This is a genomic window from Lacrimispora sp., assembly GCF_047605665.1.
GTDB lineage: Bacteria > Bacillota > Clostridia > Lachnospirales > Lachnospiraceae > Lacrimispora.
Genome location: NZ_JASGFH010000010.1, coordinates 54,837 through 68,199 on the forward strand (window position 1 = coordinate 54,837; position 13,363 = coordinate 68,199).

Annotated in this window: 8 protein-coding genes and 1 pseudogene; all 9 read right to left on the reverse strand. The window is 41.6% G+C overall.

What is annotated here, in order from left to right; all coding sequences use genetic code 11:
* Window positions 1-687 precede the first annotated feature (687 nt).
* A pseudogene (locus tag QM657_RS09890) lies at window positions 688-1,158 on the reverse strand (methyltransferase domain-containing protein); the annotation flags it as partial.
* Window positions 1,159-1,184: 26 nt separating this feature from the next.
* Window positions 1,185-3,689 carry a hypothetical protein gene (locus tag QM657_RS09895; RefSeq protein ID WP_415066474.1) on the reverse strand — a complete coding sequence of 835 codons (2,505 nt, stop codon included), beginning with the start codon at window positions 3,687-3,689 and terminating at the stop codon, window positions 1,185-1,187.
* 1,238 nt (window positions 3,690-4,927) lie between these two features.
* A complete protein-coding gene (locus tag QM657_RS09900; protein ID WP_415066475.1) occupies window positions 4,928-6,445 on the reverse strand; it encodes an ATP-binding protein in 1,518 nt (505 codons plus the stop codon).
* The gene (locus tag QM657_RS09905) at window positions 6,442-7,119 is read right to left on the reverse strand and encodes a response regulator transcription factor (RefSeq protein ID WP_415066476.1); all 678 of its coding nucleotides are present in this window, start codon (window positions 7,117-7,119) and stop codon (window positions 6,442-6,444) included. Before QM657_RS09905 ends, QM657_RS09900 begins: the two co-directional genes overlap by 4 nt.
* Before the next feature lie 245 nt (window positions 7,120-7,364).
* Window positions 7,365-8,207, reverse strand: a complete 843-nt coding sequence (gene kduI, locus QM657_RS09910) for a 5-dehydro-4-deoxy-D-glucuronate isomerase (RefSeq protein ID WP_415066477.1) — start codon at window positions 8,205-8,207, stop codon at window positions 7,365-7,367.
* A 97-nt stretch (window positions 8,208-8,304) separates the two neighbouring features.
* The gene (locus QM657_RS09915; RefSeq protein WP_415066478.1) at window positions 8,305-9,414 is read right to left on the reverse strand and encodes a glycosyltransferase; all 1,110 of its coding nucleotides are present in this window, start codon (window positions 9,412-9,414) and stop codon (window positions 8,305-8,307) included.
* A complete protein-coding gene (locus QM657_RS09920; protein WP_415066479.1) occupies window positions 9,411-10,523 on the reverse strand; it encodes a glycosyltransferase in 1,113 nt (370 codons plus the stop codon). The genes QM657_RS09915 and QM657_RS09920 overlap by 4 nt, the downstream gene beginning before the upstream one ends.
* A 193-nt stretch (window positions 10,524-10,716) precedes the next feature.
* Window positions 10,717-11,244, reverse strand: a complete 528-nt coding sequence (locus tag QM657_RS09925; protein ID WP_415066480.1) for a GNAT family N-acetyltransferase — start codon at window positions 11,242-11,244, stop codon at window positions 10,717-10,719.
* A 120-nt stretch (window positions 11,245-11,364) separates the two neighbouring features.
* A complete protein-coding gene (locus QM657_RS09930) occupies window positions 11,365-13,194 on the reverse strand; it encodes a 5'-nucleotidase C-terminal domain-containing protein (protein ID WP_415066481.1) in 1,830 nt (609 codons plus the stop codon).
* Window positions 13,195-13,363: the final 169 nt, after the last annotated feature.

The window sequence follows — 13,363 nt, forward strand, 5'->3', positions numbered from 1 at the left end:
ATACTCAATAACTTCACTAGCAAATATGATATGGTCATCTGAAACTCCATGTTCCACTAATTCCTTTTTAATTATATTTCCATCATATCCCACTGTAACAATAATTAAATCATTATTCTTAAAATCATACTCATCCATTGTTATGCTGCACACCGTTTTATATGAAATCGGTTTCCTGTCAATAACCGTTACAGGCATATTCACTTCATATAGCTTATCGACAAGTGCTTTCCCTACTTTTCCAAGTCCATAAATAACAACATTATATGAGGAAAACTTTCTCAGCAATTCACTGGCATCTGCTTTTATAATTCTTTTTTCAAGTTCCTCTCTATGTCTGCTAATACGATTTCCTATTCCTGCATTTGCCAAATCCCACATAGTGTTTGCATAAACCTCATACATATTAGAAAATAACATATACAAATAATCACGATGCGGAAGTTCAATTTCCCTTTTCTTTGTTAACACAACCTTGTTGTGCTTCCATGTGCCATCCTGCCACATTACATCCGGATGCAGTTCAATATCTGCATAAGCAGAAAGGGACTTACAAACATCGTACCGTTCCGTTTTATTCCATATCACAAACGAATTTTCATTATTGTGGAGAGACAAATTCCATTGATGGAGCCCCTCATAATTTTCATTACATGCTTCATTTTCTGAATGTCTTAGAATTACTTTTCCGCCAATCTTGCAAATATTGAGCATCTGTAAGATGCCATATAGAGGGTCAAAACTATGATCCAGCGAATTACTCATATGTACTATGTCGAATGTATTCGTTTCAAATTGCTTATCCAACATTTCGACAAACCCTCTTCTGATTCTATTACCGTTATTTATACCATTTTCTTTCTTTAAGATTTCATATACATCCGCCAGTGGATCCACACAGCTAATTTCCAGCATACATTTATCAGTCACCCGGCCACATTTAGAAAATGGTCCTGAACCTACATCTATAAACTTTATTAAACGACTCTGGTCATCAGGCAGGTCTTCTTCCATCTGAAACTTAGAATTAGCACGAACTTCTTTCTCGTAGTCCGCCTTACCGAATTCATCTCCACGCTTTTCCATGTAATTCTTCCAAAACTCTATTTCATCATAAAGGCCATCTAACCATAGATGAATGTAGTCTCTATACTCCATTTGTATGTCTCTCCTTATTTTAATTCCTATTTTCCTGTTAATTGTCTATGTATCATAGTTCCTATATTAAATTTCTCGTAATTTATCACATTATCAGAAGACTTAATATCTTTAAGAAACATCTCTAAATTATACAATTCCATTTCTTTGATATTTCTCTGCACTCCAATCTCCTCATTGTAAATGTCTTTTAATATCTGTATTTCAATGCAAAATTGATACTGCTTATATTTTCCATCTTCCTCAATTTCATATAACGTGTTTTTAACCCGATCAAAATAATACCACTTGCCTTCAAAGCACCTCATAATTCCATGAAAATAAGTATAGTCTAATGAATTTCGAGTCATCTCAGTTGAATCATCAAATATTATTGGAGGGACAACGTCACAAAACAATCTTTTTTCATCCTGAAGGTCTCCATCCTGCATAATCCATTTATTACAGAGATTATGCAGTTTACAACTGCTCAGTATCCCCAATTTATACTCTTCCAATTCATGATCCTTACTTGAAAGATTATATCTATAAATTGATTTAGTATCAGGACTAAATAAATACAGACTTTTCTCAACATAAGTCAAGGCTGAAAATTGAATTTTGAAACTTCCTAACGCCTGGTAACGGATACTGTCAGTGGAAATGTCATAAATAAACAAGCTCTTCAGCCTCGGTATAATACCTATTATTTCATTTTCATCAGTAAGAACGGCATCAACAATCAATAAAGAGCCTTTTTCCTCCTCCGGAAAGCTATTTTTCCAGTTTATATAACCGATCACTTTATCTGATTCCATGTCTATTTTCATAAAATAACTTCCATAGAAAGGAATACAATAGAGAAACTGTCCAACCTGATATGATTTTATAAACTTCCCCTTTACTTCTCCATTTTTATGATTTGATTCTATCTTTTTAAATGAGCCTTCTCGAATATCATACATCGTAATACAGGTTCCCCATGTAGGAATCATATATATTTTTTCATGATAAACATGTATACCACAATACAACTGTTCATTCATATTCTGCTCCCATGGTACCTTGCCAATAAATGTTGTTTTTTTCATACATGTATCATATACAAATAACCCATTCAGTTTACCGTGCATCATCCAAATCTTTTCACCGCTTACAGCAAAATCTGAGGGCCATATATTTATTATTCTGGTATCTTTACGGCAAAAGACTTGCTGTTCAAGTATTTTCTTTCCCGTTTTTTCATATAACTGCAGTACCGAACTGGCATCACCGTAATATGCATCACTCAACACCACAGCCCTGTCCATATCCGCGGTTTCATCATAAATGCCCCATCCTTCTCTTTTATATGTTTCTACAATTTTTCTATATTGATTCCACAAGTCAGGTCGCATGGACTTTATAGTATTGGGTATCAGTGGATGCGGTCTCCAAAGCAAAACCACCTCATCCCCCATTTCTTTAAATGTAGCAAACACATCTTCTATCTTTTCCAACATTTGTTCATTATGCTCGAGCAGAGTAGCTATGCTTGTATTATAAAAGATTATCTTTTTCCAATTTCCATCAGACTTCCGAATTATTTCTGACCATTCTTTTGGTATTTCCATATCATCTTTTTTGGTCCTAAAAACCTTATCAACTTTAGGGGTTCCTAACCCTAATATCCTTTTTTCCTGATATTTTCTATCAATATGTTCGTCCTGTAGTCCATTTTCTATTGCAAACTTTAGATATTCATTCACATAAATTTGCTTCATTTTCTCCGATTGTACAATTACCTTATCGGAGTAGATGACCCCTGGTGTAGTAATAAAATGCTCTATACCATTAATTGCTGCTTGATCATCTAAATCAATCTCTTTCAAAACAAAATATGGGATATAGATTAATTCTTTTGTATATTTTTTTAATTCGCTTGCGTAAAAATTGGGATGAACACTTGTAACATAATTCCAATTATCATAAGGATTATGAATATAAATTATATCAGGATTGTGATCAGGCAAATTATATTCCTGCCACAAGGTAATCGGTACATAATCTGGATATCGGTCTCCCTCATAGTGCATCTGCCCTAAGCTGCCATCTGGATTTTTATCAAAATATGGAATTGGCACTACATAAGTCTCACATCTTTCATCTTCTTTTGCTGCCAGCCAAATACTCTCCATGCTATCCCACATGGCTGCATTATAAGGCAGAAATACAATTTCTTTCTTATCTTCTGGTAACTTGTACCGAATATCATTCTGTAGATTAATCAGTAATTTATGTATTTTTTTTGCTATTTTACGGTTATCTGCATCAGTTACCAATTGACTTAGCTGGTATAAATGCTCACAGTATTCCTCTAATAAATAAATAATTGAAGATACATCCATATCTTCATAAGCTATTTCTATGTAATTCCCCATATCAATTGCCTGCGCCTGGCACTGTGCAAGGTTGTTTACATCCACAAATTGACTTTTCTTTTCAAATTTTTCATTCAGCTGCTCGAAAACTTTCACTAACGTAAGCAACTCTTCTTTTTTTATCTTTCCCATATGGCCCCTTTCACAGGTATAAGCAGCTTTTTATCATTCATAATATTTATGCATTTTACTTAGCGATACTTCACTAACCAAAGCCTACCAATATTAGCTGATTTACTTAATAAATCCGTCTTATATCAGAACATCTCTACCTTTTATACCACAGTGTACTTTTTATATTAAATTTATAATATGCTTATTATTCTATTTCAACAAGATAACGAATCTGGCTTTATCCATGCACATTATCGGCATTATCTTATCATAGTTTATATATATTCACAATAATTTACATCAAGAAATGCAGGAACCTTACCCACCAAAATCATAACTTGATCTGAAATTGCTGTTTCTAATATCTCAAACAGCCAACTACTGTCATTTTTTTAACATACATCATTTTTTTGCACTAAAACGATCTCCTGGTCAAAGGTTTGCAGGGCTTGTTGTATTAATATCCATTATCTTACTCCTCTTCCCAAAACCTGTATTAAAAGATTTTCCGTTTTATTCCAATGTTATTATATCGGTTACTTTATGCTTTAAAATAACCCATTAACTTTCCGTTAATCATGATTAAAACAGAGCCACCTTTCTCCCACTGCTTATCTTATCAGCGATTCGTATATCCTATAGACTCCTCTGACTCCTAATATCGCTTCTTCAATAATTTCATGTGTACACTTATATCTTAAATTACATGTTTATGGAGCATGGCGGTATAAGGTCTCTTCTGTTTCATCACTAACTATCTTAACATTTCGCATCTTCTACACCGAAGGGTTCTTCAACGTTGCTTTTCCAGTATCTTCACGTCTTCCATGATCTTCATCAGAAAGTCAATAACTCGACTCCCTCTTGCCCTCTTATGAGGTCTAAGGTAACGATACTATAGAATTCACTTAATATTACGGACTGTTAATTTACACCTATTTCACATAGGTATACCTCGCTTCAACATAATTAGCCACCCAAGAGCACTGGAGGCTTGCTACAAGGCTCACTGGCAATTACCTCGACCGGATTTTCACCGGTAAGCTGATGACAGTTTTCAGAACACACAACTTTCACCCTTTAGAACATACGCCCGCTGGGCGCATAATACAGAACAAGGTGTATGGTAATATATACCTTATTCTGTTAAAAATCATTCATTTTTGCTAAACTGAATAGCATCATCAATTACACTGATTTTTTCATAGTTAAATTTTCATGTATCCGTATCAAATAATATATCTATATAGTATATTTCAGATATTTTCCTTATAACAGTCCAAAGTAAACCAAAACTCCACTCCGCCCTGCACATTCCTGACCCCACACCCCTTCCGGTGAGAATCCATAATAGCCTTCACAATAGAAAGTCCAATACCGCTCCCTCCGTACTCTCTCGTATGGGCTTTATCCACCTTAAAAAACTTGGACCACAGCTTGGGTAAATCTTCCTCCGGTATGTTCTGCCCCGTATTAAACACGGTCACCAGTGCTTCGTCTCCATTTTCCTCCGCAGTGATAACGATCTTACGTTCCCCATCCAGATGATTCAGCGCATTGTTCAAATAATTGGTGACCACCTCTTCTATTTTAAACTCATCTGCATACACAGCAATGGGCCCGCTATTCACAAACACCACATCAGCCTCTCTCTGCTGAATGAGAATCTTCACAGAATTCACCACACCCTGAATCAATTCCGTCAGATCAAAGGCCTCAGCCTGAAGAGTATCGTTTCCAAACTCAAGAGCTGTAAGATTCAAAAGCTGCCGGACCATCTGATTCATCTTGCCGGCTTCATCCATGATCACTTCACAGTAATAATCCCTGCTCTCCGGGTCCTCAGCCATGCCTTCGGTCAGCCCTTCCGCGTACCCTTGAATCAAAGCAATAGGAGTCTTTAACTCATGAGAAACATTGGCAATAAAATCCCTCCGCATCTCATCAATTTTATTTTTTTCTTCAATATCCCGCTTCAACTGCCCAATAGTTTCCTTCAAGGTATCCGACAGTTTATTCATGCTGTTTCCCAGCACACCGATCTCGTCCTCTTCCTGCCCCGTATACTTGGCGTCAAAATCCAGGGAAGACATCTTTTCAGACAAATTCGCAAGCTGAAGAATCGGAGATGTAATCCTTCTTGTGACCAGATAAATGAAAAAGCTGCCCACAACCAAAGCCGCCACCCCCACATAAGCCAGAAACCGGTTGGAAAGGTTCACGCTGTCCCGTATGCTGGCAAGGGGAATGGACAGCAGAAATATGGTCTTATTATCCGAAAAATACCCCCAGCTTTCCAGATAATAGGAATCGGAACGCTTATCATAAGTCTTTTGCACAATATAATTGTCATATCTTTTCAAAATACTGGCATCAGGCATGTCTCGTCCAAAAATATATGCCTCCACCCTGTTTTTCAAAAACTGCCTGTCCCCGTTTGTGGGAATGAGGACTTCGTCTGTGGTGCTGTCGATCAGCACCATCATCAGGTTGTACTTTTCCCCTAAGGCCCTGAACATCTTCTGGGGGACCCCTTCATTTTTCATATCCGGGTCATAGGAATCCATGTAATATGATATGATATTTTCTCCGCTGTCATTTGCCTCTCCCACCAGCTTGTCAATGGAGGCATATGCCTTTCCCATAATCCGCACCTTGTCTCTGGTGTAAAAGCTTTCCAGAAACCATGTGTTGATGCACCAGGTGGAAACGAGGACAAATGCCATAAGACACACAAAAACCACGGCAAAACGCGCTTTAATGGAGTGTTTCATTCCTTCACCTCAAATTTATACCCCATGCCCCATATTGTTTTGATGTAATCTCCCTTATCCCCCATTTTGCTTCTCAGCTTCTTCACATGGGTGTCAATGGTCCGGGCATCACCGAAATAATCGTAATTCCAGACATGGTTTAAAATCTTCTCTCTGGACAGGGCAATCCCCTGATTTTCCAGAAAGTAAGCCAAAAGTTCAAATTCCTTATAACTCAAATCAATGTTTTTCCCGTCAATGGTGACCTGATGGGCCGCTCTGTCCATGCAGATTCCTCCCACCTCCAAATCATCGGAAGTCACAGCCTTGCTGCGCCTTAATATGGCATCCACGCGGGCTGCCAGAATCTTGGGGCTGAAAGGCTTGGTAATGTATTCGTCCACGCCCAGTTCAAAGCCCTGAAGCTCATCCCGTTCTTCTCCTCTTGCTGTCAGCATGATGATAGGGACCTGGGAATATTGACGGATGGTTTTACAGGTCTCCCAGCCATCCACTTTAGGCATCATCACATCCAAAATGATCAGAACAATATCTTTTTGCTCAAAAAATATATCCACTGCTTCTTCTCCATTTGCTGCCTCTATCACCGAAAATCCTTTTACGCTCAAAAAATCCTTTACCAGCTTCCTCATTCTGGCTTCATCGTCTACTACTAATATTTTTAATGCTTCCATAATAACCTCCTGAAATCATACCTTGTTATTACTAAACTCACTAGGGAGTCCTCTCTTCGTCCTGTGGGCGAATTCACTTTGCTCTACAAGGAACACCCTACAGGCAAATTCACCTTACGTTTATGCACTCTATTCTACCAAATAGTCATGCAGATATCCACATTTTCACAGAGATTTCACATAGTGAAAAAGCAGATGCGCCCAAAGGGCTGCATCTGCTTCTCCATTTAAAACACTTTAAAACACTATCTCAATTCCGTAGTAGGAATGGTATCCATATCATCGAATGCCTGATTCTCTCCGCCCATTGCCCAGATGAAGGTATAATTGCTTGTACCCGCGCCTGAGTGAATGCTCCAGGAGGGGCTGATGACAGCCTGCTCATTCTGCATCACAATATGTCTCGTTTCCTTTCCTTCGCCCATCATGTGAAATACCACATTGTTCTCAGGAATCTCAAAATACATATAAATTTCCATACGCCTCTCATGAGTATGTGACGGCATGGTGTTCCATACGCTGCCTGGGTCCAGAACTGTCAGGCCCATGGAAAGCTGGCAGGTCTCCAGCACGTCCGGATGGATGAACTGGTTGATCACACGCTTATTGGAGGTCTCCATAGCGCCGAGAGGCTTTTTAGCTGCCTTCTCAATAGGAATAAAGGTTGTCTTACATGCCTTATGGGCCGGAGCGCTCACCATGTAAAACTTGGCCGGATGGGAAGAATCGTCACTGGAAAACAACACTTCCTTTGTGCCTTTGGTGATATATAAGCAATCCTTATAGCCCATCTTGAACTCTTCCCCGTCTGCTACGATCTTTCCAGGTCCGCCGATGTTGAAGATTCCTACCTCTCTTCTCTCAAGGAAATAGCTTGTACCAAAATTCTTCCATATATCGATTCCCTTGTCAATGGAAACAGCCTCTGTGGTAGGCATACAGCCTAATGTAACCATACGGTCCACGTGAGAATAAACAGCAACTACCTCATTGGCAATGTATAAGTTTTCAATTAAAAATTCATTTCTGGTTTCTTCTGTTGTATATCGTTTGAAATCTTTTTGATTTGCAGAATAACGAATATCCATGAATATCAACCTCCTTTTTTACTTTTGAAATAACTGACCATCTTCATCCTACCACAAGGCAGTTTTTAATTCAACCGCTTATTTTGCCTCTGGGGAATTATTCCCCAGAGGCTGCGATTAAATCCAGATTATTTTTCAGACGCTCATTATCCGGGGCGTATTCCAGCGCTTTTTTCGCATGTTTTAAGGCTTCCTCTCTCATGCCCAGATAATAAGAGGAGATGGCACAAAGATCATCCAGTGTATAATCCCAGGAATATCCCATGTTGACAAAAGTCCTGGATTTTTCTTTGATCTTCAAGGCTTCCTTTCCCAGAAAATACACCATGGGCCAGTCTTTTAATTCATAGCACATATTTGAAAATTCCACATAGGGATCACGAAGCTCCGGCATTTCTGCGATGGCTTTACAATACCAGCCGTAAGCTTCCCCTATTTTCTCCAGATGGAAGCAGGAGGTTGCAATCCAGCGCATGGCAGCGCACCGCTCATCGCGCCACTGGGCAGATGGCAGGTCTAAGTATTCTTTCAGAGCAGCAATGCACGGTTCCCATTCCTTTTTATACATATACTCTCTGCCCAGATAATACCGCATCCGCTCATCATCCGGGTCTTCCTTTACTGCCAGCTCCAAAAGAGGCAGATAAGAGCCTCTGGACTTTGACATATCGGGATAATGGTTGAGCACCATTCCTTCAATGTATATGATTTCAAGAGGCAGATTCCCTGTATACTGGACGTGCTCATGAATCGGGCACTTCCAGCGGAAATCTTTCCGCTCATGGGCCTTAAAGTAATAAAACTGTACGTCTGGAGTTCCATCCGGCTTTAAGCTCCAGTTATAAAGATATCTTCCGTGTTTTGCCGAAGATCCTTTTATGGCTGATTTATGATTCACCCAGGCATCTTCCAGGTTCTTCCTCCAACCCGGTTCAAACCGTTCGTCTAAATCCGTGCACACGCATACATCTGCATCCTCAGGAACATGGTCCAGGGAAATATTCCGGGCCACGTCAAACCTCCACGGTTTAACTATATCCACGTATACAACGGCTCCCCGTTCCCTCAGACGCTCTACCGTGCCGTCATCAGAACCGGTATCCGTGACCACGATCATATCCGCTTCGCTCATGGAGTCCATCCATTGGTCTACAAAATGAACCTCATTTTTGCAAATGGCATAAACGCATACTTTTAAGCGACTCATGAGCCTTCCTCCCCTTTGACCCGCTGGCTGAATTTCTCCTCGATAAGCATTAAATTGTCCTGAAGCCTTTTATTATCCGGCTCCAGCTTTAAGGCCTCTTTGGCATACTCCCTGGCTTTCTCATAAAGCCCAAGCCCATAGGTGCTGATGGCGCCGTAATCATAGAGGGAATATCCCCAGTTCTCCGGTTCTACCAGATAGCTTCCTGTGCTCTGGGTGATGGAAAGGCCTTTCTCCACCATTGCATAGACCAGAGGCCAGTTCTTTTCCTTATATCCTGACTTTACCAGAGCCATATAAGGCTCCCGCACATACTGGCATTCTGCAAGGGCCCGGTAACGCCATGCTCTCGCTTCTTTTAAGTTTCCCTTTCCTTCATAGCTCTGGGCCAGAAAACGCATGGAAGCGCTCCGTTCTTCATCCCACTTTGCCGTTGGGAGAGATAAATGCTTTTTCAGGGTCTGGATGGCTTCGTCAAATTTTCCGTAGTACATATATTCTCTTCCAAGCCAGAACACAGCCCTGTCATCCAGGGGATTTTCCTGCACAGACAGCTCCAAAAGGGGCAGATACTGGCTCCTGGGTTTTGACAAATCCGGGTAATGGTTCAGATGAAGCCCTTCCACCCACACGGTATTTTGAGGTCCTTCCCCTGTGTATTCTAAAACCTCATGGACGGGATGGACCCAGCGGTATCCGTGCCTGATATGAATCTTTTCCATGGGAAACTGTTTCTTTGGCGTTCCGTCAGGATTACAGGTAAATGCAAACAAATAGCTTGCCCTGGTATGCCCCGGCTTCCAGGCCTCCTCCAGCTTCTCTCTCCAGCCAGGCTCAAACACTTCGTCTAAATCGTTGGAAACGCAGATGTCCGCATCCTCCGGGACATGGCTTAAGGCCACATTTCTGGCTGTGTCAAACCGCCAGGGGGATATGGTCTCTTCATAAACAATGGCTCCTCTTTCCCGCAGCTTTTCAACAGTCCCATCCGTTGAGCCCGTGTCCGTCACAATGACGGCATCGGCAGTTGATACAGCATCCATCCAGCGGTCCACAAACTGTTCCTCGTTTTTACTGATGGCATATACACAAATTTTATATCGGCTCACTTTATTAACTCCTTTTTCTTTTCTTACTCAACCAATCTTACGTCGTGCACTCTGGGTATCGCGCTACTATTAATATATGCAGTCCCCGGCTTGTTCCGTGAGAAATCACTGATTTGGACAAACAAAAAGGATATAAGCGTTTATCCTTATATCCCTCTTTGGTTTCCCACTGATTACAACCTGACAGCCCTCTCTATATGTTTTTCACACCGTACACCGTCTCATAAATCTCTTCCTTATACACCTTAAATTCCTCCTCCGTCACACCCTTCCCATAGCTCATAATCTGCAATGGCGTCGGCATATCCCCGGCTTTTAAAGGCATTTGTTCATAGTAAAAGAAATTCAAATGAAAGCCGATCCTCTCATAAAATCCGGCCCGGCGGCCTGTCATGGGGTCTTCTTCTGTAACAGGCTCTATTTCCAGAAACACCGGCTTTGAACTCTCCCCTATAACCTCTTCCACCAGTTGTTTTCCGTATCCCTTTCCCCTGCATTTTTCAGTGGTTGCCAGATGCTCTAAGAAAACGCAGGCCGAAAGCTCCCAATATCCCAGAAAAGCCAGAATCTCCCCCTCTTCTTCCACAACACGGATTCTATAGCAGGGGTCGCCAAAAACCTTTTTCTGCCCTTCTCTGGTCCTGCGTTCAACATCCGGAAAGGATCCCTCATAAATCCGGTATATTTCCTCAAAACGGGTTTCAGGGGTATTTAACAGCATAATATCAATCTCCTAGTCTTTATTTCTGATCACTTCTTCCTCTCAGTATACCACCTTCCGCCAGAAGAAACCACCAAAACAGCCTGCCCCTTACGGAACAGGCTGCCTTTCATTTTACATTTATTTCACAGTAATTCTTCCCTGGCCTGCCGGATAGGCATAATCGGAGCCCACATTGCCGCCTAAATTGCTGCGGACATAAGCGGAAAGAATATCCACGTCAGTCATGACCTCATCCCGGAGGACTTTGCTTCCCTTAAACATGGTCATACCGTCTCCGGCGGATTTTAACATGTAGTTATGGGAGGCCACGGTATAAGTCTTATTCACATCAAGAGCTGCACCGCCCACCATGATATCGGATACCCGGTATGCTCCGTTCACTTTTACGAAATTACCTTTTTCATCCACCTGCACATTGGAGGTCTTTGAGCTGTCAATGGTATAGGTAAGACCGGATACCTGAAGGAAGCCTCCGCTCTCTTTTGGATAATTGGAGGAAGCCATCTCCAGGGCATCCTTGATCTGCTGGCCTGTCACTTCTACCACACACCCCATATTTCCAAAGGGGAATACCGTGAGCGTATCGTTATAAGTGATATTTCCTGCCTTGATATTGGCTCTGACACCGCCGCCGTTGGTGAGGCCGATATCTGCGCCAAGGACAAAGCGGTATGCATCGGCACACAGATCGCCAAGGTTTGTCTCTGCACTTCTGACTGCCCGGTTTCCTGTTGCCGGATCATTGACGGTCAGCTCCACATCCGTATGTCCGATTACAACCTTTAAGGTTTCATTGTACTGGGCCTGGATCGCTTTTATGAACTTATCCGTATCGTAATCAATGGCTTTTCCGTCAGCCGTGACGGCGCTCTTTCCCGGAAGCACAAGCTGAGTGCCCACTGCCAGCACATCAGGAGTCCTGATCTTGTCCCTGTTTGCCGCATAAATTTCTTCCCAGCGGTTATAAGAACCCAGTTCCCTTTTTGCAATTCTGCTTAAAGTATCCCCGGACTTCACCGTATAAACACTGGTTCCTGCTCCTGGGGGAACCTGGGAAACCAGTTCACTGGTGATGGTTCCGTCTGTGCGGAGCGTCAGTTTTCCGATGTTCTTCAGCTTTGTGCCGGACTGGGTAAGAAGCACATCACGTCCATCCTTATTTTTCACGTACTTTTCATATTCTTCATGGGAATGGCCGTCAATGAGTATATCGATTCCAGTGGTATTTTTGATCACACTGTCAGAGGTCCAGCGGTCCGTTGTCCCATTTTCACCCAAATGGCCTACTAAAACCACATAGTCAGCGCCCTCTGCCTTCGCACTGTTTACAGATTCCTGAATTCTGGCGTAAAGCTTTTGTCCATTTTCATCTTCACAGAATCCATAAATATAATTTCCGTTTTCATCCTGAAAATAAGCCGGTGTGGATTTGGTAAAGCTTTCGGGAGTGGTGGCTCCTACGAATGCAACCTTGGTATCGCCGTATGTAAACATCTTATAAGCCTCAAATACGGGAGCGCCGGTTCTCAAATCCATAAAATTGCTGGAATAATAACCGCAGTTCAGTTTTCCTGCCAATTCCAGAAAACGGGGCATCCCATAATCGTACTCGTGATTTCCCGGCACAGCGAAATCATAGCCGACCTGGTTCATAATGTCGATCAAATACCCACCGTCTGACAAGGTTCCGATAGGTGCGCCCTGGATAGAATCACCCGCATCGATCAGCGTCACATAAGGGGTCTGGGCCTGCATCTCTTTTTTATAGAGGGACAGTCCGGCATATCCTATGTTGTTATCAACCCCGCAGTGGACATCGTTGGTGTAGAGAACCACGATATCCTGATCCGCCGCCAGGGAAGAAAAAGACATGCCCGTGGTCAGGGACATGACCATAACCAGGACCAGCCATAGTGACAGGAACCTTTTTTTCTTGCTTCTGTTCATTACTTAAAACCTCCTTTTAATAAAATATAGTTTTCCCTTATTATATCAGATAATTTCATAAATTAATACAATGTTTTTCAATATTTAAAAGCCAATCCCCATTTTTATCAGCCATTTTTCGACATAATCCCCCATAAGCACAGACAAAAAACACCCCTCTGCCTCAAGC